The organism is Candidatus Venteria ishoeyi (assembly GCF_030378065.1).
In the GTDB taxonomy this organism is placed as follows: domain Bacteria; phylum Pseudomonadota; class Gammaproteobacteria; order Beggiatoales; family Beggiatoaceae; genus Venteria; species Venteria ishoeyi.
The window spans coordinates 1-23,862 of record NZ_JAUCGJ010000049.1 but is presented as its reverse complement, the minus strand read 5'-3'; the positions used below and the strand labels follow the sequence as shown (position 1 = coordinate 23,862).

At 47.3% G+C, this 23,862-nt stretch carries 23 protein-coding genes; 13 read left to right on the top strand and 10 right to left on the bottom strand.

Annotated elements, in window-relative coordinates; genetic code table 11:
* Window positions 1-198: 198 nt before the first annotated feature.
* The 3 genes from QUF61_RS14595 to QUF61_RS14585 are packed head-to-tail and all read right to left on the bottom strand — an operon-like array spanning window position 199 to window position 2,403.
* The gene (locus QUF61_RS14595; protein ID WP_103918481.1) at window positions 199-765 is read right to left on the bottom strand and encodes a diheme cytochrome c; all 567 of its coding nucleotides are present in this window, start codon (window positions 763-765) and stop codon (window positions 199-201) included.
* Between the two features lie 29 nt (window positions 766-794).
* Window positions 795-1,214 carry a DUF1924 domain-containing protein gene (locus QUF61_RS14590; protein WP_289682349.1) on the bottom strand — a complete coding sequence of 140 codons (420 nt, stop codon included), beginning with the start codon at window positions 1,212-1,214 and terminating at the stop codon, window positions 795-797.
* A gap of 55 nt (window positions 1,215-1,269) precedes the next feature.
* The gene (locus QUF61_RS14585) at window positions 1,270-2,403 is read right to left on the bottom strand and encodes a cytochrome b/b6 domain-containing protein (RefSeq protein ID WP_289682348.1); all 1,134 of its coding nucleotides are present in this window, start codon (window positions 2,401-2,403) and stop codon (window positions 1,270-1,272) included.
* A gap of 172 nt (window positions 2,404-2,575) precedes the next feature.
* Here QUF61_RS14585 and QUF61_RS14580 point away from each other — a divergent pair, with 172 nt between their 5' ends.
* Genes QUF61_RS14580 through QUF61_RS14570 form a run of 3 tightly spaced genes read left to right on the top strand, consistent with a single transcriptional unit; the run spans window position 2,576 to window position 5,828 of the window.
* Entirely contained in the window at window positions 2,576-3,241 is a 666-nt protein-coding gene (locus tag QUF61_RS14580) for a response regulator (RefSeq protein ID WP_289682347.1), read from the top strand.
* The gene (locus QUF61_RS14575; RefSeq protein WP_289682346.1) at window positions 3,238-4,605 is read left to right on the top strand and encodes an ATP-binding protein; all 1,368 of its coding nucleotides are present in this window, start codon (window positions 3,238-3,240) and stop codon (window positions 4,603-4,605) included. Before QUF61_RS14580 ends, QUF61_RS14575 begins: the two co-directional genes overlap by 4 nt.
* Window positions 4,602-5,828, top strand: coding sequence for an adenylate/guanylate cyclase domain-containing protein (locus QUF61_RS14570; protein ID WP_289682345.1), 1,227 nt, complete (start codon window positions 4,602-4,604; stop codon window positions 5,826-5,828). Before QUF61_RS14575 ends, QUF61_RS14570 begins: the two co-directional genes overlap by 4 nt.
* A gap of 6 nt (window positions 5,829-5,834) precedes the next feature.
* On the opposite strand, the gene QUF61_RS14565 is transcribed toward QUF61_RS14570, so the two are convergent.
* From QUF61_RS14565 to QUF61_RS14555, 3 genes are read right to left on the bottom strand one after another with little or no spacing between them, the layout of a single operon-like run.
* Complete coding sequence (locus tag QUF61_RS14565; RefSeq protein WP_289682344.1) at window positions 5,835-8,462, bottom strand: hybrid sensor histidine kinase/response regulator; 2,628 nt, start codon at window positions 8,460-8,462, stop codon at window positions 5,835-5,837.
* 3 nt (window positions 8,463-8,465) lie between these two features.
* Complete coding sequence (locus tag QUF61_RS14560) at window positions 8,466-9,365, bottom strand: phosphate/phosphite/phosphonate ABC transporter substrate-binding protein (RefSeq protein ID WP_289682342.1); 900 nt, start codon at window positions 9,363-9,365, stop codon at window positions 8,466-8,468.
* Window positions 9,366-9,424: 59 nt separating this feature from the next.
* Window positions 9,425-10,360: a phosphate/phosphite/phosphonate ABC transporter substrate-binding protein gene (locus QUF61_RS14555; protein ID WP_289682340.1), complete on the bottom strand. Its 936-nt coding sequence runs from the start codon at window positions 10,358-10,360 to the stop codon at window positions 9,425-9,427.
* 176 nt (window positions 10,361-10,536) lie between these two features.
* Between QUF61_RS14555 and QUF61_RS14550 the strand changes: the two genes are divergently transcribed.
* Entirely contained in the window at window positions 10,537-11,382 is an 846-nt protein-coding gene (locus QUF61_RS14550) for an alpha/beta hydrolase (RefSeq protein ID WP_289682339.1), read from the top strand.
* 78 nt (window positions 11,383-11,460) lie between these two features.
* Here QUF61_RS14550 and QUF61_RS14545 read toward each other — a convergent pair whose 3' ends face one another.
* The 3 genes from QUF61_RS14545 to QUF61_RS14535 are packed head-to-tail and all read right to left on the bottom strand — an operon-like array spanning window position 11,461 to window position 15,384.
* A complete protein-coding gene (locus tag QUF61_RS14545; protein ID WP_289682338.1) occupies window positions 11,461-12,165 on the bottom strand; it encodes a DUF6901 family protein in 705 nt (234 codons plus the stop codon).
* A complete protein-coding gene (locus QUF61_RS14540) occupies window positions 12,152-15,082 on the bottom strand; it encodes a DUF349 domain-containing protein (protein ID WP_289682337.1) in 2,931 nt (976 codons plus the stop codon). Before QUF61_RS14540 ends, QUF61_RS14545 begins: the two co-directional genes overlap by 14 nt.
* Window positions 15,083-15,102: 20 nt before the next feature.
* Complete coding sequence (locus QUF61_RS14535) at window positions 15,103-15,384, bottom strand: acylphosphatase (protein ID WP_289682336.1); 282 nt, start codon at window positions 15,382-15,384, stop codon at window positions 15,103-15,105.
* A gap of 179 nt (window positions 15,385-15,563) precedes the next feature.
* Between QUF61_RS14535 and QUF61_RS14530 the strand changes: the two genes are divergently transcribed.
* Together QUF61_RS14530 and QUF61_RS14525 are read left to right on the top strand one after the other, a co-directional pair.
* A complete protein-coding gene (locus QUF61_RS14530) occupies window positions 15,564-16,091 on the top strand; it encodes a retropepsin-like aspartic protease family protein (RefSeq protein WP_289682335.1) in 528 nt (175 codons plus the stop codon).
* Window positions 16,092-16,227: 136 nt separating this feature from the next.
* Window positions 16,228-17,118: an NAD-dependent epimerase/dehydratase family protein gene (locus tag QUF61_RS14525; protein ID WP_286018942.1), complete on the top strand. Its 891-nt coding sequence runs from the start codon at window positions 16,228-16,230 to the stop codon at window positions 17,116-17,118.
* Here the strand turns inward: QUF61_RS14525 and QUF61_RS14520 are convergent.
* Window positions 17,115-17,426 carry a hypothetical protein gene (locus tag QUF61_RS14520; protein WP_103918468.1) on the bottom strand — a complete coding sequence of 104 codons (312 nt, stop codon included), beginning with the start codon at window positions 17,424-17,426 and terminating at the stop codon, window positions 17,115-17,117. The genes QUF61_RS14525 and QUF61_RS14520 overlap by 4 nt on opposite strands.
* Window positions 17,427-17,589: 163 nt before the next feature.
* Between QUF61_RS14520 and QUF61_RS14515 the strand changes: the two genes are divergently transcribed.
* The 7 genes from QUF61_RS14515 to QUF61_RS14485 all read left to right on the top strand — a co-directional run.
* Window positions 17,590-17,850: an RNA recognition motif domain-containing protein gene (locus tag QUF61_RS14515; RefSeq protein ID WP_289682334.1), complete on the top strand. Its 261-nt coding sequence runs from the start codon at window positions 17,590-17,592 to the stop codon at window positions 17,848-17,850.
* A 234-nt stretch (window positions 17,851-18,084) separates the two neighbouring features.
* Entirely contained in the window at window positions 18,085-19,386 is a 1,302-nt protein-coding gene (locus QUF61_RS14510) for a CoB--CoM heterodisulfide reductase iron-sulfur subunit A family protein (RefSeq protein ID WP_103918466.1), read from the top strand.
* 3 nt (window positions 19,387-19,389) lie between these two features.
* Window positions 19,390-21,633 carry a hydrogenase iron-sulfur subunit gene (locus QUF61_RS14505; RefSeq protein WP_289682333.1) on the top strand — a complete coding sequence of 748 codons (2,244 nt, stop codon included), beginning with the start codon at window positions 19,390-19,392 and terminating at the stop codon, window positions 21,631-21,633.
* Between the two features lie 49 nt (window positions 21,634-21,682).
* A complete protein-coding gene (locus QUF61_RS14500; protein WP_177428138.1) occupies window positions 21,683-22,294 on the top strand; it encodes a 4Fe-4S dicluster domain-containing protein in 612 nt (203 codons plus the stop codon).
* A 154-nt stretch (window positions 22,295-22,448) separates the two neighbouring features.
* Entirely contained in the window at window positions 22,449-23,348 is a 900-nt protein-coding gene (locus QUF61_RS14495; protein WP_103918563.1) for a CoB--CoM heterodisulfide reductase iron-sulfur subunit B family protein, read from the top strand.
* Between the two features lie 164 nt (window positions 23,349-23,512).
* The gene (locus QUF61_RS14490; RefSeq protein WP_289682332.1) at window positions 23,513-23,782 is read left to right on the top strand and encodes a type II toxin-antitoxin system RelB/DinJ family antitoxin; all 270 of its coding nucleotides are present in this window, start codon (window positions 23,513-23,515) and stop codon (window positions 23,780-23,782) included.
* A partial coding sequence (locus QUF61_RS14485; protein WP_289682358.1) for a type II toxin-antitoxin system YafQ family toxin occupies window positions 23,749-23,862 on the top strand: 114 nt, incomplete at its 3' end. The genes QUF61_RS14490 and QUF61_RS14485, both read left to right, overlap by 34 nt.

Below are 23,862 nucleotides of genomic sequence, written 5' to 3'. Positions count from 1 at the left end.
TGCTGCCTGGATGGGCCTTGCGCTGGTATCATTCTGGCGAAAGGCCTGGTACATCAGCGGCCTTGTTTTGACGGGCTTTAGACCTTCCAGGTTTTGAAAACCTGGAAGGTCTTGGTCAGGCGCACCCGTCATTATAAAATTGGCGATATACTAGTGTAAATAAATACCGTCAGCACTGCTTACAAATTTATTAATACTTTAATCATCCCAGCGCCCCACGCCAGGAATATTAATTTCCCGTTCTGCAAAGCTGCCTTTGTCTGCCTGTGTATGACAGTGATTGCATTGGCTGATAGATTTAACTTTTGGGTTGTTGCTAATCATCCGCACCGGAATTTCTTTATGCTCATGGCGCAAATAAGGTAATTCACTGATACGCAATGGTGTTTGCCCGGATGGCAATCTGCGCAGTAGTTTTTGAGGAAGGTAGGATTTATCATGTTCAGCGCTGTGCGTGGATAGATATTCTGTCAGTTGCGCCTGGGTTGCCGCTTCCAGTTCGGCATTTTCACCAAAATGATCCGATAATCCACTCATGATTTTTTGCCATGAACGTGCTGGCAGTAAAGCAGATGGATAAGCGATATGGCAAGCACCACATTCTTCCTGATAGGATGGGTTATTTGTGATATGAATTTGGTATTTATTGTTTTTACCATAGTCATGATCATCGTCATCATCATCCGCAAAAGAGAAAGCGGCATATAAACCTGCGCTTAATATTAAAGCGGTGGCGCTTAAAGTGTATAAAGTCTTTTCGTTCATAAGAGAATGTTCCTTATTGTTTAAGAATTTCACTGATTAGCACTGAGAAAAACCAGTAGATCACCTTTTTCCTGGGTATTACAGACTCTTCCCAGCGTCCATTTACAATTTCTTTTCAGCCATTTGCGTACTTTTTTCAGTTTTGTCAGGCGCTTGCTATTGGCGTTGGGTGCCATTGCGGCAATGGTTTTACCCGTGCGGACATGCTCTCCCGCCTTACTGAGATCCAAATGATGACAAGCGGTGCAACTGCGCTGTTTACCATCTGCCGTGGGAAATGATTTTTCCCACAGTGCTTTACCAGCCTCAACGCTGAATTCAGCCGCGCCTGCCTGTTGATATTCAGCAAGCAGTTGCGTGACTGTGGCAGATTCAGCCGCCCAGCTTGTTGTCTGCAAACTACAGCCCAGACCCAGGCATAAAACAGACGCGAACAGTGGATGTTTCATTATGATAACTCCTTAAAAAATAAATAAAAATTACATATAAAATTCAATTAAGCACTCAATTGGGAATAAACATTGCGCTGTCTTCGTAGGTACCCACGGCAGCATCCAGGTGACAAGCCTCACACTGAGCACGGCTGCGCACTTGTGGGCTTTGCCAGATCAATTGCGAAATATCCGCATGTTTTTTCTGCCAATACGCTGTTTCAGTAATGCGCAGTGGCGTTGTTTCGGGCGGAATGGAGCGCAGAATTTTATAAGCGGCTTCCGTGAGCAGGGTTTCGGCAGCATAGGTCGTCAAAAAATTGTGGATTTCATTGCGGCTGTCTGTATCCAGATCCAAGTCCTCACCAAAATGCTGATGTTGCGTATCCAGAATTTTTACCCAGGAACGTTGTGGTAATAAGGTGGGGTGATAAATGGCATGGCAACTGCCACATTCTTCGCGCCACAAAACATTGTCGGGTAATTTTGGCCCTAAAAAAGGTTGGCAGGCGCGTCCTGATTCATATGGCAGACAAGCACCAAAATAAAATCCGGCTCCCAGTAATATGGAAATGCACAGCAACAACGCCATTTTTCCATGCCGGGGTACGCCCAGCGTTGATGCAGGGCGTTGTTTATTGCCATTGATCATCGCCAGCGCCAGGTTTTCCCGATGCAGAATACTTTCTATAATGACACCGGATACATGCGCCGCAACCACAGCCAACATCAACCAGGACAGAAATTCGTGGATCTCATGCCACAGCAGCCCTGTTGCCGGGTGAAATAAAGTGGCTAAAGGGCCTTGACGCTCTTCTGCGCCCAGCGTAATCAAGCCGGAAAGTGACACGACTAAACCCAGGCCCAACAGTATAAAAATAGCCCAGGCACCGACGGGGTTATGCCCGGTAATCTGTTGGGGTATGCTCAGTAAGCATTTCAAATAAGTGACTACCGCGCCAGGTGTATAAAAAAAATGACGAAAACGCGCGTAATGGCTGCCGAACAGTCCCCAGAATAAGCGGAATAAAAGCAACGCTAAAAAGGCATAACCGGCAAAAACATGAATATTCAGATAACGGTTGTCTTCGTGGAAAACCCACGCCAATACAAAAAAAGTGATCCACAAGCCATGAAATATCCGGGTGGGTAAATCCCAGATGCGCACGGGTTCCGTGCTGGAATGTGCTGATGTATTGTTATCCATGCCTCTTTATCCATAAAAAATAGCTGATTTTATTGAGTCAATAACTTAACAACTCAAACTTAAACGAAACTTACAGCTTTCTGAAGATAATCTGCCAAACTGTAAGCTGGGCTTAAGATGGAATCAACATACTGTGTTTTACTATTTCAAGGCACAATTTAGAGAATGACCTATGCGTTTACTACTGATTGAAGATGATCTAATCCTGGGCAACGGTGTGCAGGCGGGTCTGCACGGGGCTGGTTATGCTGTCGATTGGGTGGAAAATGCCGAATCCGGTGAACATGCACTGAATATAGAAAGCTATGAACTCCTGATCCTGGATTTGTCTTTGCCGGGTAAGGATGGTTTGCAACTGTTGCATGAATTGCGCGCAGCAGGTAATGAAATGCCGGTATTGATTCTGACAGCCCGGGATGCAATCGCAGATCGGGTCAGTGGCCTGGACAATGGTGCCGATGATTATTTGGTAAAACCCTTTGCCCTGGACGAACTCAACGCCCGTTTGCGTGCGCTGCTACGGCGACGCGGCGGACGCGCAACGCCCTGTCTGCGCCACGCTGAATTGGAACTGGATCCCGCCACCCATACCTTGAGTCTGGCAGGTAAAGCCATTACACTGTCAGCGCGGGAATTTTCTGTGCTGCAAAGCCTGTTGGAAAATGTGGGCCGGGTTTTATCCCGCTCTCAATTGGAGGAAAGCCTGTATAGCTGGGATGAAACGGTGGAAAGTAACGCAGTGGAAGTCCACATTCATCGCTTGCGTAAAAAACTGGGAAAAGATTTGATTAAAACGCTGCGCGGCGTAGGTTATTTAATCGAAAAAATAAATTCATGAGACATTCCTTACGCAGTCGCCTGTTAGTGTTGTTATTAGGTACTATTATCCTGTTGTGGGGCTTATTGACCTTGTGGACTTTCATTGAAACCGAGCATGAGGCAGAAGAAATTTATGATGCCATGCTGGCGCAGAGTGCGCGGACTTTACTGGCACTGGTAGCGCATCGCCATGAGCAAGGGCAATTAGAGGGGCTGGAAGCCGTATTCCAGGAACCGGTGATGAGCAATCTGCACAAATATGAAAGCAAACTGACATTTATGGTGCGCCTGAAAAAAGATAATCTGGTCTTGCATGCACCCTTCGCGCCTGATTTTGCGCCTGATGATGAACGCCTGGGCTTTTATGATATGAATATAGACAGTGAGCGCTGGCGGATATTCAGCATTGAAGAACCCCGCCTGGGTATTCTGGTCAAAACCGGGGAACGCTACGATGTGCGCAATGAAATGATTGAAGAAGTCATGGAGACTGTACTCAAACCTTTGTTTATCGGCATTCCTATACTGGCTTTACTCATCTGGCTGAGTGTTGGTCACAGCCTGCGACCACTGGCGCTGATTACGCGGGAAATTGCAGCCCGTGACCCCTCCCGCCTGGAGCCTGTCACCAATGCCCAGGCCCCGGAAGAAATTCGTCCACTGCTGAGCGCCTTAAATTATCTTTTTCAACGCCTGGAACAAGCCTTTGCCAATGAACGTCGTTTTACCTCGGATGCCTCACATGAACTGCGCACACCGCTGGCAGGTATTAAATTACAAGCTGAAGTTGCCTTGCGCACCGCTGATCCGGAACAAAAATGCCAATCACTGGAGCAGATTATCACTGCTACGGATCGCGCCACCCATCTGGTCGAACAATTACTAACACTGGCGCGTATGGATGCCTATCAGGATTTGGAAACCACAATGCTGGATTTGAGAGAACTCTGCGCCGAAGTGTTTAATGTATTGCTGGATCAAGCCCAAAATAAACGCATCCAACTGGCATTTGAACCCCATGTTTCAGCAGCGCATTTAACGGCAAATCGCGCCAGTGTATTTTTGTTATTGCGCAATTTAGTCGATAATGCCATTCGTTACAGTCCACCGGGCAGTTTGGTTACTATTGCCAGCACGATAAGCAAAGCCGGAGACATGCAATTGTGCGTCATTGATAATGGGCCGGGTATTCCGGTCACGGAACATCAGAACATGTTTGAGCGCTTCCGTCGTGGCCGCCATCAGCATATCAGCGGCAGCGGCCTGGGTCTTTCCATCGTTCACCGCATTGCCGAATTGCACCAAGCCAACATCAGCCTGGATGCCGGTATCGATAATAAAGGACTTAAAATCTGCCTGACTTTTCCAATTTCAGCCCCATGAAATCCTCCACCGCATCCCGCCCCCTGGATCTTGACGAGCGCCTGCACGGTACCTTAAAAAATCGGATTATGCAGGAATTTTTCGCTAATACCGCGCATTTTCCAATCGCTAATATTTTTCTGGAACTGTTGATTGAAGGCCCGGGATATTATTTTTCTGCGCCTGATTTTTATATCCTGTTATTTGCCTGCCTGCTACAGGCAACAATCGTCGGGCGCTGGCAATATGCGGGTACACCGCATCCCTTTATTGGCAATTTGATTGCGCCCGCCATATACACCGTGATTGAGCTATCACTGGGAGACCGCTTTTTTGACGCTCCCAATCATCTGGCATACTGGGGCTTTGCCCTGGCGATAGGCTGTATTCAACAGATCCGGCTATATCTTTATGGCTGGTCAGCGGATTTACTGATCATCCTGGAAAATGTCATACGCGCCAGTATCGTGCTGGTAATGTATTGGGTTTTTGGCATGCTCGCGGAAAGTGATTACCATAATCTGACTGTTTTTTTTGCTGATGCCAGCCATATTTTTCTGGCAATTACGATTTTATTAATAGGCCTGATGATGGGCTTTGCCCGCCGTGATTCTGAAAATTTCCTGTTGATGCTACGCGATACCGGAGAACAATTACGCCGTTACTCTGAATGGCTGCTGGGCAAAGACCGCCTTGCACCCGCTATGGCTGATCCCGCCAGTTTGAGTCTGAACCGACGCAGACGTTGCGTGCTGTTTATGGATATTCGTGGTTTTACCCGCTGGTCCGAAGCGCAATCACCGGAAGCCGTGGTATCCATGCTCAACCGCTATTGTGAAACAGCTGAATACTGTTGGGCGCATAGTGATGTGATTAAAGCCAAACTCACCGGCGATGAAATCATGATTGTATTTGCCGCAGAAGAGAATGCCTTAAAAACGGCCTTGTGTCTGCATCAACGTATCAGTTTGTTTCTTGATAGCTATGGCTTGGGCGCGGGTATTGGTTTACATGCAGGGCCTTTGGTGGAAGGTTTAATTGGCGGTGAATACATTAAAGCTTATGACATTATTGGCGATACGGTCAATACCGCAAAACGCCTGTGCGACCATGCCAAATCCGGTGAAATATTATTATCCAGCGCCTTGTATCAAAGTCTTGAATCCCCGCCTGCTGCGTCTAAACATGAAATTCAGGTAAAAGGCAAAAGTGCGGCGCTGACGGTTTTTTCTTTAGCCAAATAACGGATGTTACAAGTGGTTGTCAGCCAATACCTGTTCACACAGGGCCAGTAAAGTCTCATACTGGTAATGTTCAGCCATGGCTTGAATGCGGTTAGCCAGTTTCATATCCAGGTCTTGAAGGTTTTGAGCAATCGTAATAATCTTATCGTTATCCAAATCCAAGCAAGCATCTTGCAGCGATACCAATGTTGCTTGCGACACTTGCACAAAGTCCTCAACACTTAGCGGAGCCGCTATGGCAGCAGACGTTGGTGTTGTGTATTCGGTGACTTTTTCATAACGATAGACTACGCCTAAATAGTGCGCCATCGTTGCAAAAATTTCCTGCTCCCGAAATGGTTTATGTACCACATCGTCACAACCTGCATCCAGGATAACGACACGCTGCTCTTTAAAAGCACTCGCAGTCAGGGCCGCAATCTTAACCCTGTCACCACCGGGTAGTGTGCGAATACGGCGTGTTGCTTCATAACCATCCATCACCGGCATACGCATATCCATCCAGATAAAATGCGGTTGCCAAGCCTGGAATTGTGTCACCGCTTCCTGACCATTTTGGGTTTCCCGCACATTAAAGCCGACTTGTCGCAACAGTGTAGTTAGCAGCAAACGGTTTTCAACAATATCCTCAACTACCAGAATACGCCACGCTGTTTGCCCTGGCTCCAGACCTTCAACCATCGATTTATGATGTTCGGTAATAGTATCAACTTCCGTGGTATCTGCTAAAGTCACAGGTAATTCAACACAAAATAGTGCACCGTGACCCGGTTGACTTTCCAGCCGAATTTTACCGCCCATCAATGCAATAAATGATTTTGAGATCGCAAGGCCCAGCCCCGTGCCTTTGGTATCACTATCACCACGATGCGCTTGTATAAAGGGTTCAAATATTTGCTGCTGCTGCTCTGGTAAAATCCCCGATCCACTGTCCTGAACTTCCAGTTGCAACAGACATATATCGGGATCATCGGTCTCAGGCAAGGTGCGCGCACGTAATGCAATACCGCCTTCGCGGGTAAATTTGACAGCATTACCCAGCAGATTAATCAATATTTGTCGCAATTTACCATTATCTGCTTTGACATAATGTGCCAAAGTCGGCTCCAGGGTTAAAGCAAAACGCAAACCTGCACTTTCAGTCCGCATGGTAAACATCTGCCCGATATCTTCCAACAGACGCGGTAAATCAAACACTTCCGGTTCCAGTTCCACGCATCCGGCTTCAATTTTAGACAGATCCAGTACATCGTTAATCATTTCCAGCAGATGTTCGCCACTGTGGTTAATGACCTCCAGTTGCGTCCTCTGGGTGTTTGTTGCGTCGTGGGAACGAGCCATCAACTGTGAAAAACCCAGGATTGCATTAAGCGGGGTGCGCAGTTCATGACTCATATTCGCTAAAAACCGACTTTTAGCCTGGTTTGCCTGTTCCGCTGTCTGGCGCGCCTGTTCTAACTCGGCTTCATGATGTTTTTGTCTGGTTACATCCTGGTGCAGACCGGTGATAAGTCTTGCACTGCCATCTGCATTACGATCAATTAAAGCAGATACGTTGATATGACGTATAATCTTATCCGGGCGACAAATCCGATAAGATAAATTCAAACCTTCAGTGTCTGGATCCTGTAATACGGCTTTGAGGTGCTGTTCACAGGCTTTCAGATCGGCGACCAAAACAAAACTTGCCCAAGTAGCATAAGTACCATCAAAATCTTGAATACCAAATATTTTTTTGCTGCGTTTATCCCAAACGACCTTATTTGTGCTGATGTCCCAGTAAAACGTACCCGCTTCTGCGGCATCTAATGCAATTTCCATGCGTTTACGGCTTTTTTCCAATTCTTCAGTACGCTGTTCCACCCGCTGTTCCAGGGTTTGGTTAAGCTGATGTAATTCTCTCTCACGGGTATTCAGCGCCTCCAACATCCGATTAAAACCCTGGGCTAACAAGCCCAGTTCATCATGGCGGCTGGTATTTGCACGCAGATCGCGTTTGCCTGCGCGGGTGCTTTCCGCGACATCTAATAAGTGATATAAACCCCGGGTCAAACCCCGGGCCATAAAATAAGCGAACAGGGTGCCGGTTAAAATTGCGATCAGGGCATATAATACCCCTTCCCGGCTCACTGCCTGTAGACCCTGACTACTTTGCTCCTGCCCCAGGCTGATACGCGCCCAGCCCACTAACTGGGTATCCCGTAAAATGGGCGCTGCCACATCAATAATGCGGGCTGTATTCACCAGTATCTGAACACTGGGTTTTTTTTCCAAAAAACTCAGGCTGATGTCATCAACGACAAATTTCCCCGCCAGTGTACGTTGACTATGGCCTAGCACCTTGCCTTGTGGATCTAAAATCATGGCATAACGTAAATCAGGATAACCGGATAAGGCGCGCACCACTTCTTCCAAACCAATAAAGTCACTGGCTAATACCCAGGACAGGCTGTTAGCGGCGAGTGTTGAAGATAAGCTGAGCGCCTGTTGCTGACTTTGCTGATGCAAAAATTCGCGTTGCCGCTCCACCAAATCAACAATGAATAACATCATCAACAAGGCATGAACCAGCGCCACCCCCAGCACTAATTGCCGTCGGATTGATGCAGTCCAGAAATCCCATAATTTATTCATTTTTTACTCACGTATCGGACGCACCTGTTGCTCAAATTTTTTGAGAAATTCCCGCACGGGTTGATAAGTGGCATAATTTGCTGCCTCAAAACGGCTGAGTTCCATCGTGGCAAGAATTTGACGCCCAGTTTCATGCGTATGTAATTGAAATAACAAGCTGCCAACCGCATCAACCAACGCCTGTGCTACATCTTTACGCACCACCAGCCCATTATTTGGCAAAGGTTGTGTTTGCCATTTTATTTCCAGCGCCTGCGCCACTTCCGGGCGCTCTTTTGCAAATGCCCGCCACGGTGGTGGCCACGTTGCCCCGGCCAGGGTTTGTTTCAGATAAACATTCATAATTGAAGACTCCTGCGAACCCACATAGCGGTTTTCAATATCCTCTAAAATGTTTAAACCATGACTGTGTAAATACCATTGTGGCAGCATGGTTGCCGCCAGCGCAGTGGGTGCGGGGTAACTGACTGCCTGGTTTTTTAAGTCGCTCACCTGCTGTATACCACTGTCTTTACGCACCAGAATAATGCCATGAAAATCATCATCATCGCCCATCTTGCCAAACACCTGGTAGCCACGTTCAGCCGCCATCACAGTTTGATAAGGGTTCGGCAATGAAAAATGAAATTTACCACTGAATAACTTCTCATCATAAGCGGCATAATTACGCGAAGCCTCCAGTTTAAAGTGGATATCAGGTAAATGCATTTCAAGATAATCCATCAGCGGCTGGAACACTTCAAATAAGCGCGTGGGATTATGCCCGGGATAAATACTGAAAATATAAATAGTTTTATCTTGCCGGGATTGATCGCTAAAATTGGGGACATAATCAGTTTGCTGTGGTTGTTCACAAGCACATAATACTAGCACCAGTAAGCTTACTAAAAAAAATCGATTCATAGTAAAGTACCTTTGGTTAGTATTTTCTAATTTTTATTATATGATTTTTTAAATTAATCCTAGCGTATCGGGCGCACCTGTTGCTCAAATTTTTTGAGAAATTCCCGCACGGGTTGATAAGTGGCATAATTTGCCGCCTCAAAACGGCTGAGTTCCATCGCGGCAAGAATTTGACGCCCAGTTTCATGCGTATGTAATTGAAATAACAAGCTGCCAACCGCATCAACCAACGCCTGTGGTACATCTTTACGCACCACCAGCCCATTATTTGGCAAAGGTTGTGTTTGCCATTTTATTTCCAGCGCCTGCGCCACTTCCGGGCGCTCTTTTGCAAATGCCCGCCACGGTGGTGGCCACGTTGCCCCGGCCAGGGTTTGTTTCAGATAAACATTCATGATTGAAGACTCCTGCGAACCCACATAGCGGTTTTCAATATCCTCTAAAATGTTTAAACCATGACTGTATAAATACCATTGTGGCAGCATGGTTGCCGCCAGCGCAGTGGGTGCGGGGTAACTGACTGCCTGGTTTTTTAAGTCGCTCACCTGCTTAATGCCACTGTCTTTACGCACCAGAATAATGCCACGAAAATTATCATCATCGCCCATCTTGCCAAACACCTGATAGCCACGTTCAGCCGCCATCACGGTTTGATAAGGATTTGGCAGTGAAAAATGAAATTTACCACTGAATAATTTTTCATCATAAGCCGCATAATTACGTGAAGCTTCCAGCTTAAATCGGGTACTTAGCAAATGGGTTTCCAGGTAATCTATCAGTGGTTGGTAGACTTCAAACAAGCGCGTGGGGTTGTGTAGCGGATGAATACTGAAAATATAAACCGTTTTATCTTGCCTTGCTTGATCACTAAAACGCGGTTCATAATCTGTTTGTTGTTGTTGCTCACAAGCGGATAAGCTAAGAGCCAACAAAGTTACTGAAAACAAGTGGATTATAGTCAGGTAGCTTTGCTGGATCTGTTTAGTTTTTATCATTTCCTAAATCTTGTATGGTTTTACATTCTCGCATGACCTTAGTATAACCAATTAACAGCTTCTGAGTTTGATTTTAGGTTATTGATGCCAGAGAGATAATCTTGTAATACACTTAATAAGCAACGGTTGCTTATAAATAATTTTTGATAAAAACATCTACATTCAGGTCATTGCTGATGTTAAAAAACCTATTTAAATCTTTACTGAGAATTACGCTGGGTGTTGTGATTGGCGTCCCCTTAGTGCTGTACCCTTTGTTATATTTTTTCCAGGAAAAAATATTATTTTTCCCTCAGCCAATACATCCTGAAATCGCACAATGGGCTACGCTACATTATCCTCATGCAGCGCAACGTCTGGATATCGAAAATGGACAATCTTTACAAGGTTGGTATGTCAAAGCAAAACCCTCGCGGCAAGCGCCTTTATTGCTTTATTTTGGGGGTAATGCTGAAGAAGTGACCGGGTTTTTAAGTTATAAAGATGAACTTCCCGGCATCGGTATGGTGACGTTTAATTATCGTGGTTATGGCGGCAGTGATGGGCAACCTGGTGAGCAAGCCTTATTTGATGACGCGCTACGTATTTATGATCATTTTGGCAATTTGCCAGAGGTTGATACCCGGCGGATTATTGTCATGGGGCGCAGTCTGGGTACAGGGGTTGCTGTTTATCTCGCTGCCCAGCGCCCGGTACATCGCCTGATATTAACCTCACCTTATGACAGCATCCAATCCTTGGCACAAGCACAATATCCTTATGTTCCCATTAACTGGCTGCTCAAACATCCATTTGATTCTCTGGCGCGCGCGCCTCATATCAAAACCCCGGTATTGGCTTTTGTTGGCGGCAATGATCGTATCATCCCCGCCAGCCATGCTGAAACCTTACTCCAGGCCTGGGGTGGAGAAACGCATAAAGTCCTTATTCCACAGGCGGATCATAATACGCTGGGTAACAGCCAAAATTATTGGCAGCAGATACGTGATTTTTTAAAGGTAGATAATAATGGCTCACTATAAGACCTTCCAGGTTGGCAAAACCTGGAAGGTCTTAGAAGCTGTCTGGTCATTTTCTGCGGCCCTGTGTCTCTACGGAATTTATAACTGATGATTGATTTCAGCAAACAAAGGCCGTAATTTATCCAAATGCTCATCCAGGTTTAAGCTGATTAATGATGCAATGGAAAATAGTGTCGATAAAACATCCAGATTGGAATCGGCATCACCTGCGGCGGTAATGCGTTGCAGAAAATCATAATTCACTTTCTGAATTTCCTGAAATTCAGCTTTCAGGCCCGTTAAGCTGAGATCAGCTTCACCACCATCTTTATGAATAAAATATTGTTTCACTAAATAAGCAGAAGTCACCCGAAACAGAATTTCTTCCAGCGAAGCAAACGGTAAATGATAACGTGCCAGACCACGCAATGGGGATAACACGGGGCAGGCGCTGGTCGCCATTACAAAACCAATTAAGGAGCGCAGGCCAGTCTGCGCATCACAGGTTTTGGAATAAGTGCGCTCTGTGGTTTTTACCATGACATCCATTTCTTTGAAAGACAGGATTTCAGCAAAACCTAAAATAATTTCATAAGCATCCAGCGCAACCGGACAATGTGGATGCTGTTCACGGTTGAGCGGACAGTTACTGCATTTTTGAAATTCCAGTTCGGTCCAGGCCGGATAATTTGTGGCTTCTTTTTCTTTCTGACTGGCGCTGCGATCAAAAGCAATACGATATTGCAATTGCCTGCTATCTGAAATATGGAAAGTGTATTCAAGGAATATTTCATTGTTGAACATAATGAACCGCCTTTTCAAAACGTGTGTCCAAATCGTCATTCATTGATGCGATCAGGTAAAATTGACGAATCAGCGCATCTTTTTCCGCAGGTTCAACCGACCCTGTGGCATTCGCTTCCTCGTTAAACTCACTACCGCCTGCCCCCATAGTTTTTGACAGGCGCTCAACTTGATATTGCATTCTACGCTCGGCATCTTCCTCTGGTGAGGCCATACCACTGAGTAATTCCATTTGTATGCACAATTGCCGTTGCTGGTCTTGCGCAGTTTCCTGGATGCTGGCATCGTGTTGTTGCGCCGCTTGAAAACGCGCGCTAATTGCTTGTTCAGTGTTACGGTTTTCCAAAGCGGGTAAAGCCTGCCAGCTTTGTTCAATCGCTGTGCGCCCATTTTCACCCTGGGCTGCATCCTGCGCTTCGCCACTGAGCGCCAAGGCTTCCAGTTGCCTGCATAAGCCTGCTTTTTGTTTTAACAAATCCCATTGCGCGTGTTGCTGCTGATTCTGCCATTGATAATAGGCTTGCTGGGCTTGTTTGTTGAGTGTTGAAAACTGCTGCTCAATACTGCGTTGCACTTTTTTCGGTACGGTACCAATCTCATTCCACTCGGCTTGCAGCTTATGTTGCTGGTTTGACCAATGTGGCCAATCCGGGTTTTCCGCTTCCAGCCATTGTTGCAGTTGCAAACAAATTGCTTCGCGGGCTTTTAAGTTGGCATTCAGGCTTTGGGTGAATTCATCCTGTTCCTGTTTGCGCCGGTCAAACACGGCATCACAAGCTGCCCGGAAAGCATCCCATAACGCATTTTCTTCTTTACGACCACTCGGTACACTAATTAACCATTGGCTTTGCAAGTCTTTGACTTCATTAATGGCTTCGCGAATATCGGTTTTTTCCTGTAACTGCCAGGTTTTTTCAACCAGTTGCTTGCGTTGCTGAAAATTACGTTTACGCTCCCGATCCAGATGTTTATCCAACGCTGCCAGCGCTGCTTCAAAACGATCATTTAAGGGTTTGCGTTGTTTACGATCAGTTGCGCCGATTTGATACCAGGTTTTACGGCGCACCTTGACAAAATTCCAGGCTGCTTTCCAATCCAGACCACGATCACCCCAGTCATTATTCTGTTCAAATTTTTCCAGTTCTGCGCAAAGCTCAGCGCGCAGTTCATAATGCTGATGGCGGGATTGCGCTTGTTGCTCAAAATGTACCTGACACGGCGCATAAGCCTTCTGACAGGCATCATTAAAGCGTTTCCACAAGGTTTTATGCGGACGTCCATCTTTGAGTTTTTTCCAGGTTGCCTGGGCGTTGCGGATGCGGGTTGCCAGCTCCTCCGGGTCGGCTTCCATGCCGATTAAGGCTTCAACCTGCTGGCACAGAGTTTCCCGCTCCAGTTTATTGCCCCAGCGTTGCCAGCCACGCAATTCATGCACTTGCGCACTGCACGCATGAAAACGTTTTTCCCAGTCCTTACGCTCTTTGGGCGGCAAATCTGCCAGTAAAGCCAGCAAATGCCGGACTTTATGCTCCAGCGCCAAGGCAGTTTGTAATTGGCCTTCCTGCAAAGCCGCTTCCAGCGCTTTCAGTTTTTCCTGAATTTCCTTTTGATGATGTTTGCGCTGTGATTGTTGTTCCTGTAATTTTTTTTCCAGGGCTTGCACGGCGTTGTTAAAACGCTGTTCCAGGGTTTGCAGCCAATGGTTAGGCGCTTCCAGGTGTTCAATGGCGCGGCGGCTGCGGCGCAGCTTATCCAGGCCACGGACAGTAACCACCTGCTTATCCGCATTTTGTTGTTCTGCCTCTTCGCATAGTTTTTCCAGCGCCTTACCGATACTGCGCGCATGTAACAGATTTTTCAGCAAATGATGCAGTTTGTTCTGTGCCTGATGGCATTGTGCATCCATTTTCTGCTGTTCAACATCCACCAATTGCCCAGCCTGTTTCCAGCGTTGCAGCAGCGTCTCAAGATGCGCTTCCTGTTCCTGCACCCGTTCCGCTTCCAGAAATTCTTGCTGTTGAAAGCGTTGCTGTAGCTGTTTCAGTTCATCCAGTATGGCCTGCTGAGCTTCACGGGTTTGGGTTTGTGCTTGTTTTTGTTGCTGCCAGGCTTCCCAGGCTGCGCTGCTTTCCTGCTGCATCTGGGTAAAGTGTTTGGCGCGTTGCGCATCGGCTTCAGTTTTTTCCAGCTTTAAATGCGTCGCTTCCGCTTCTGATGCCTGCCACTTTTCAGCCAGATGTTGCAACTGTTTCTGCGCCTTATTCCAGTGCGCGGTGCGCAATAATAATTCCAGTTGTTTACAGGTTTCTTCCTGCTCACTACGCCAGCGCTTTGGTCCTTCTTCGGCTGCTAACAGCGCGTCAAGCTTTTCCCGCACCTGACGAAATACCTGCTTATCTTTACTGCGACTGGATTTCAGCACCCGTTCCAAGGTTGATTTACGCTGAATTTTACTTGCTGCCTGCAAACGAATATCCGCCACGGGATCCGATTGTGCAATATCCCCGCACAGACTTTCCCGCTCGACTTTCGCCAACGCCGCAGTGCGTAATTCTGGCTCTTTAGCGGAAACCGCCAGAGTTTCCAGCCATTGCGCATTATCAAGTGCCTGCAAACATTGCAGCCGTTCTGTCAAATCCACTGCATCTGTTTTCTGGCCCATAAGCAATTGTAAATAACGCTTATCCGCAGCCTCTTTCACTGTTTTATCTTCAGTTTGCAAACGAATATCATCCAGCAAGCGCATATCCGTCATTTTGCGCACGGCAATACAGCGCACCTGTGGAGCCTCATCCGTTGTTGCCACTTGTTGCAGGATTTGTCCCTGATTAGACTTCAGTGCCGTGACCGCCTGTTGCCGAACTTCAACTTTGCTGTGTTGCCATTTTGGCTTGAATTTAAACAATTTCTTTAACATAGTCTCTTTAATTTCGATAGTCAGTTCGTGGTAAAATTGGTGGGAATCTGACTGGGCAAAGTGGCTGTTGCATGACAAGATATATCGTCAACACGCGCCATATCCGGGCCTATGCGTAACCAGTCCCGTAACAGGGATAAAGCCTGACCTTGTCCATAAGCGATCACCTGCACCGAGCCGTCTGGCAAATTGCGGGCAGAACCGGTTAAACCCAGTTGTAACGCCTTATGGCGTGTTGTTGCCCGGAAAAATACACCTTGAACCCGACCTGTGACAATACAGTGAATTGCTTGGATATGCATCCTATTATTACCCTGCAAATTCCATAATTATTTATATTTTACCGTAAGCGGCCCATAATTCCGCATAAAATTTTCAACATGGCACACACTATCAATCACAAGCATGAGATGGAAGCGGTTTTCAGCGTCTTTAGCACTGAAAGAAGCTTGCATCGAATTCAACATTAGGCACTGCTTTTATGGCTCCCCCCCCTTATTCCAACGATAATGCACCGCGTGTTGGCAAAGGCATGATGATCGCTGCCTGGGCGTTATTACTGGGTTTGCTGACCTGGTTTTTTGCTGATCTCGAAAAACAGCAAAGCAACCCCAACAGCCGCCCGCAATCCCGCACCGATGAGCGTGGACGCCCTGAAGTGGTGCTGCAACGCAATCGTTATGGACATTATGTTGCCAGCGGTAAAATTAACCGTAAACCCGTGATATTTCTGCTTGATACCGGTGCCACTAGCGTTGCCGTACCACAATCAGTGGCAAAACGCCTAAATCTGCATCGTGGCGCACCGCGTCAGGTCAACACCGCAAATGGCGTGGTCACGGCTTATGATACACAGCTTGATAGCGTACAACTGGGTAATATCGTGCTGGAGCAGGTACGTGGCGTGATTACCCCGAATATGCAAAGCAATGAAATTTTGCTGGGCATGAGTTTCTTGAAACGTCTGGAATTTACCCAGCGTGGCGATATATTGATTTTGAGGCATTGAAATGTTGAATTCGATGCAAGCTTCTTTCAATGCTAAAGGCGTTGAAAACTGCTTCCATCTCATGCTGCTTATGATAGTGTGTACTAAATTTGGCTGATTCTACTTAAAAAACCTTATAGCGAACCTGGGTTGAAAAATGAAGCTACAAAATGAACACCCCATCTTATTAACTGGTGCCAGCAGCCAGATTGGACGCTTTTTACTGCCGCAATTACTGGATGCGGGGTATCAGGTGATGGCGTTGAGTCGCCGCCCCAAACCTGACTGGGTACTGGCTCATCCCCGGCATGAAGCCTGCCACTGGATTAACGCTGACTTAAATACCATACCCAAAAATCTACCGTGCAAACAGGCTGAGATTTTGCTGCATCTGGCACCGATAACCCTGTTGCCGGAACTGCTGGAACACTTACCCGATTTGCAGCGTTTGATTGCATTTAGTTCCACCAGCCGCTTTTGTAAACTGGATTCTTCCGATCCTGGTGAGCGAGATATTGCCAATGCTTTGATTGACGCGGAATCTGTGGTGGTGCGTCTTTGTGATGCCTGCCAGGTGCGTTGGACGCTGTTTCGCCCGACCTTGATTTATGGCTGCAATCGGGATAAAAATGTGTATTTCATCACCCAGTTCATACAGCGTTTTCACTTTTTTCCGGTGCTGGCACCTGCCAACGGCAAGCGCCAGCCGGTACATGCCGAGGATTTAGCCATTGCCTGTATTCAGGCGTTGAATCATCCCCATACCGCCTTGCACAGTTACAATCTCAGCGGCGGCGAAACCCTGACCTATAAAGAAATGGTTGCGCGCATATTCCAGGCCACCGGGCAACCCACGCGCATATTAGCCATCCCCGCCTGGCTGTTTCGCAGTGCAATCACCGTATTACGTCTGTTTCCCAAATATCGCCATATTTCCAGCGCGATGATGGAACGCATGAACGAGCCTTTATATTATCCACATATTGAAGCGACACGGGATTTTGATTACAAGCCACGCGGATTTACGCCACCTAAAGACACAGATTAGCGTTGACCGGGAAAAGCGCCCTCCATCATCTGCATGGGATTAAGTTGTTTCAACTGACTGGGGCCTTGAGAAAAGGTTTGATCCATATTACCCACCGACTTATGGATACCTTGCACCTCCTCCCGCATCAGATGAAATTCCTGATTCATGGCGCTAATCTCCTTTGACATGGTGGAAATATCCTGGGCCATCTCTCCCATCAGACCAGTCATCACCGCCATATGCTCAACCATGCGGTAAAAAAGCGCGCCCCCACCAGCAAGCGCAGCGATGAGGATAAGTACAGCAATTTTCTGAATATTGGACATGATGTGCTCTCTTTTCAGGTGGAAATGTAGTGGGGCAAGTTTGTATAGCCTGGGTTTGCAAACTTTGTTTTTTGTTATCCGCAGGAAAATTAATCCCACATATACGGCTCATCAAATGTAACATGATGACGATGCAGTAACCCACGAAATAGAAGGAAATTTTATGAAATTACTTATACGCAACCTCCCTCGTACCACTACTGATGCAGAATTACGCACCTTGTTTGAAGCCTATGGCACAGTGCAATCCTGCACCCTGGTCATGGACAAGGAGACGAAGCAGTCCAAAGGTTTTGGTTTTGTTGAGATGCCCAAGGTGGGTGATGCCAAGGCAGCGATGAAGTCACTCAATGGTAAGGAACTGCTCGGTAGCAAGATGCGTGTTAAAAAAGCCGAATCAAAGGTGAATGCAGGGGATAAATAATTCGATAATGTTGAAATCCTGATTTCACTTTTAACGATAGATTTTCAGGTAAATAAGCGTCCGGTAATGATAAGGCTTGGCGCGTTAACAGCACTCGATCTGGAAATTTAACACCTGAAAATCTATATATAAGGATTTTTTTATATAGATACGAAAAATTCAATGGGCAAAAGGCCCAAGAATCAGGTATCCTGTGAGGCTGTTCGTAAATCCCTTAGCGTGGAGGAATCGATTATGACGGAAGTTGTCGCAACCAACCAGACCATCGTGGTTGTGGGTGGTGGCATCAGTGGGATGACCGCTGCACTGGAAGCAGCAGAATGTGGTAAACAGGTAATTTTGCTGGAAAAAAATCCAGCCCTGGGTGGCCGCGTTTCACAAATGTATAAGTATTTTCCAAAAATGTGTCACCCAACCTGTGGCATGGAAATTAATTTACGCCGCATTAAAGCCAACTCGAATATTCGGGTCATGACCATGGCGGAAGTCACCAATGTATCAGGCGATACCGGTGATTACACATTGAACGTAACCGTACAACCGCGTTATGTCAATGAAAACTGTACCGCTTGCGGTGCTTGCCGTGATGCCGTGGAAACCGAGTTCGATAATGAATTCAATTATGGTCTGAACAAGCGCAAAGGCGCTTATTTGACCTCCAATATGGCCTATCCCCAGCGTTATGTTATCGATCCTCGTATGATTGGTACTGCTGATGCCGATAAAGCCAAAGCAGCCTGCAAATATGATGCGGTTGATTTGGATATGCAGGCAGAAGATCTGGAAATCAAGGCCGGTTCCATTGTTTGGGCAACCGGTTGGCGACCTTTTGACGCGGCTAAAATCCAACCTTATGGTTATGACCGCATTGCCAATGTGATCACCAGCGTAGAGCTGGAGCGCATGATGGACCCTATGGGTCCAACTGGTGGCAAAATTCTGCGTCCTTCCGATGGTAAAGAAGCCAAAGACATTGCCTTTATTCAATGTGCTGGCTCGCGTGATCGCAATTATCTGAAACATTGCTCGCGTATCTGCTGCATGGCTTCGCTGAAGCAAACCACCTATTTACGTGAAAAATATGGTGATGACGGCAAAGCAACCGTTTATTACATTGATATTCGCGCCATTGACCGCTTTGAAGACTTTTATCAGAAAGTCCAGGCTGACGACAATGTCAGCTTTATCAAATCCAAAGTCGCCAGCGTTACCGAAGACAAAGCCACCGGCAATCCGGTGTTAAACGGTAATAACCTGGAACAGTCCGGCATGGGTAAAGACATGCGTTATGCCAACCCGCATGAACTGGTGGTATTGGCAGTGGGCATGGAGCCTAGCGTTGACTTTAATGCCCTCAACGTGGGCCTGAGCGTCAACGAAGAAGGCTTTATTGAACGCGATCCAGGCAATGGCGGCATGTTTGCCGCCGGTTGCGCGGCAGACGCGCTGGATGTGAATCGCGCCGTACAAAGCGCGACAGCAAGCAGCTTGCGCGCCATTCAGGTCGTTAATCAAGTTGCCGGAGCGGAGGGTTAAGACATGGCTGCTGTAAAAAAAATCGGTGCCTATATTTGTAAAGGTTGTGGTCTGGATGATCGCCTGGATTGTGGTCAACTGGAAACGGTTGCCACCCGCGAAGGTAAAGCCAGCCCTTGTAAATCTCATGACTTTCTGTGCAGCCAGGCTGGCGTGGATATGATTGCTGAAGACATCAAGTCTGAAGAATTAACCCACGTTGTGATTGCTGCCTGCTCGCGTCGCGCCAAAACTGAAGCTTTCAATTTTGAAACCGTGGCGATTTCCCGCGCTAACTTGCGCGAAGGTGTTATCTGGGTGCGCCCGGATACTGACGAAGCGCGTGAAACCACCCAGGAAATGGCGGACGATTACGTGCGCATGGCTTGCGCGGAAGCAAAATTCACCACCCAACCGCCGGGTAATACCGAAGATAAAACCGCGTGCAGACATCTGCTGGTTGTTGGCGGTGGCATCACCGGCATGACCGCAGCGCTGGAAGCAGCAAAAGCAGGTTATGCGGCGACTATCGTTGAAAAATCCGCGCAGTTAGGCGGTGTGGTGGGTCAATTAAGCAAGCGCATTGCAACGACCGCGCCTTTTACCGAACTGCCGGATAACGGCGTTGCGGCAATGGCGGCAGAAATTGCAGCCAATGACAAGATTACTGTCCATCTGAATTCAACCGTGACCCGCACCAGCGGCGCACCCGGTCGTTTTGCGGCAGACATCAGCACGGAAAGCGGTTCCACCGTCACGGAAAACTTTGGCGCTATCGTCCAGGCCAGTGGTTTCAAACCTTACGACATGGGCCAGTTGAGCGAATTCAACCCGGACAATGCCGATGTGGTTGACCAGATGGGTCTGGAAGCCTTGGTTAAAGAAGCCAACGGCGGCGCGATTAAACGCCCTTCCGATGGTAAAGAAATCCGCAGCGTTGCTTTCATTCAGTGCGCCGGTCAGCGCAGCCAGAAAGAAGGTCACTTGTCTTACTGCTCCGGGCATTGCTGCCAGACCAGTATCAAGCAGGCGATGTACTTCAAGCAGCTTGACAGCGACATTGATGCCGTAGTGATGTTCACCGATCTGCGCACCCCTGGTGCCGGTGGTGAGAACTTCTACCGTGCAGGCCAGGATTCCGGCGTGACCTTTACCAAAAGTGTCGCCTCTGAAATCAGTGCAGGCGACAGCGGCCCTAAAGTCAAATTTGATGATTTATTGCTGAACGAAAATGTTGAGCAGGAATTTGATTTAGTGGTATTGGCAACCGGTATGGTGCCAAACTCCGGCGTAGATATTGAAGCAGAAGCAGCCGCGCCCGCAGAAGGCGAAGCAGCAGACAGTGATGTAGTTGCCAGCGTTCCGGTTGAATCCATCCTTAACCTGGATTATCGCCAGGGTGCGGACGTACCACAACTGGTACACGGTTTCACCGATTCTCACTTCATCTGCTTCCCGTATGAAACCCGGCGTACCGGGATTTATACCGCAGGCCCCGTGCGCCGTCCTATGGATGCCGTACAAGCGATGGACGACGCTGCCGGCGCTGCCATGAAAGCGATTCAAGCGATTGAAAACGCCAATCTGGGCCGTGCCGCGCATCCGCGCAGTGGTGATTTATCTTACCCTTTATTCCGTAAAGAAGGCTGTACCCAGTGTAAACGTTGCACCGTGGAATGTCCTTTTGGCGCGATTAACGAAGATGAAGACCGTTATCCAGAGTTTAACGAAGAGCGTTGCCGCCGTTGCGGTACCTGCATGGGTGCCTGCCCGGTACGGGTGATTTCGTTTGATAACTATTCCATTGATACCGTGGGTCAAGCGCTGAAAGCGGTTGATATTCCTGACGAGTTTGATGAAAAACCGCGTACGCTGGTGCTGGCTTGTGAAAATGACGCTTATCCCGCATTGGATATGGCGGCAATGAATCGGGTGGAATACAGTGCCTTTACTCGCATCATTCCCGTGCGTTGCCTGGGCAGTGTCAACACCATCTGGTTGACCGATGCGCTGAACAGTGGTTATGACGGCATTATTCTGATGGGCTGTAAAAAAGGTGAAGAGTATCAATGTCACTTTGTGAAAGGCTCTGAAATTGCCCATATCCGTATGAGCAAAATTGACGACACATTGCAACAGCTTAATCTGGAAACCGAGCGTGTGGAAGTCTATGAAATCGCAATCACAGACGTTGAGCGCGCGCCGAAACTCATCAATGATATGGCTGAAACGATTGAAAAAATCGGCATGAGTCCATTCAAGTTCTAAGCATGACATTCCCACGCAATGCGTGGGAACGAGAAGGAGTATTTAACTGATGAGCAATACTGCAATGGTTGAAAAATACCGCAGCAACTTCCTCAAAGAAGTTGCAGAAAATGTTGAAGAAGGCGAATGGGTACGCATGTGTATGCAGTGCGGCGTGTGTTCCGGTTCCTGCCCTATGGGGCCACACTGGGAACATCCACCACAGGAACTGTTTATGATGATTCGCGCTAACAAGCGTGAAGAAGTCTTAAGCAGCAGCTCCATGTGGATGTGTACGTCCTGCTATAACTGTATCGCCCGCTGTCCGCGTGAACTGCCGATTACCCACATCATGCACGGTCTGGCGCATTATGCCAAACGCTTAGGTTTAGCGCCCAAAGAAAACCCGACCAACAAATTCTCCCAGCGTTTCTGGGACAATCTGACAAAAACCGGTCGCGTGAACGAGCTGAAACTGGGTTTAAGCCTGTATTTCATGAACGGTTTTGTCGAAGGCATTAAAACTGCGCTGAAAATGAAAGATGTTGGCATGGGCATGTTAAAAACCGGACGTATGAATCCGCTGGAAATTCTCGGTGGTCACGGCGTTAAAGATAAATCCGGCTTCCAGGCCATGCTGAAAAAAGCGCAAGAACTTGAAGCGGCCCGCGTAGACAAGTAACCTGAATTCGGTGCGAGCTTCATTCAGCGCTTATGGCGCTGAAAACCGCTCCCACCTCATGCTAACTTATTGATAGCATGTGCCGAATTTTAGCTTTTTTGGATAAAAAAACCTTATATCGAACTCAGGTTAAATAGCTTAAGAGAGATTGAACATGGCTAAAAAAGAATATTCTTTTTACCCCGGATGCTCTTCGCAAAAAGGCGCATCTTCCATTAACTACCTGCGCTCCGTTGAAACCATGTGTGAAGACCTGGATGTGCAGCTCAACACCATTCCTGACTGGAACTGCTGCTCAGCTTCCATCGGTTACAATGGTGGCGGCGAATTGCCGCGTCTGGTTTTGTCTGCGCGTAACATTGCCCTGTCCGAGAAAAACCATCCCGGTCAGGACATCGTTTCTCCTTGTGCAGCCTGCTGGTTAGGCACCCGCGAAAGCCAGGAACGCTTAAATCACAACGATTCACTGATGGCGGAAGCCAACACCGCGTTGAAAGAAGCCGGTCTGGAACTGGAAGGCAAAAAAGACGTGCGTCACATGGTTGAAGTGCTGATTGAAGACTTCGGTTATGACGCTTTAGGCGCGAAAGTCAAAAAACCACTGAACGACATTAAAATTGCCGGTTATGTGGGCTGTCAGACCAACCGTCCTTTCGGTATCGATGGCGAATCTTTTGAAAATCCAAAATACCTGGATAAATTAATTGAAACCCTCGGTGGCGAGCCGGTAGAAAACTACGATAAAAAAGTTTCCTGCTGCGGCGGCGCTTTAGCCTTCTCCGAACCTGACAAATCCCAGGCATTGATTAAAGACATTATCGAATCCGCGTATGATGGCGGTGCCGATATGATCGTAACCCCTTGCCCGGTTTGCCAGATGAACGTGGAAGTCTATCAGGATCAAATCAATGCAAAATACAACACCAAGTTCAAAATGCCGGTGGTGTATTACTCAACCCTGATCAGCGTGGCTTATGGTCATAATGCGAAAGATTCTGCATTAGATGGTCAGGTGATTCGCGCCAAGCAATTGGAAGAGATTGCGGCCAAATAAAATTTTGGGTTTACAAAATTTTATTAAGACCCTGGTTGATGATTATCAACCGGGGTTTTTTTATGCGAGCAGGCAGGTAACAAACAAGCTTGTTGCTCCATCAAAATATCTTGTATACCAAATGGTGTATAATAAATAAAAAGTTCATTGATGGGAGAAGAGCAATGTCTAAAGTACAAACCAGTCTGCGTATTGAAGAACAATCACTGCTTGAAGCAAAAGCGATTCTTGCCAAGCTTGGCCTGAATTTTACAGATGCCGTCAATATTTTCACCAGCATGATTGTGCAAAACAAAGGCCTGCCTTTTGAAGTCAAGCTGCCTAATGAAGAAACCGCGCAAGTTATCAAGGAAGCAAGAAAAGGCCAAAATGTTGATGATTTTTCATTTGATGAACTTCAATGCCTGATGAAGCAAAAGACCACACCCTATTAGGAGAGTACAAAGATTGCCGGGAGTTTCATCTGGGTGGCGATATACTGTTAATTTATCTTATGGGTAATAATGAGATTACC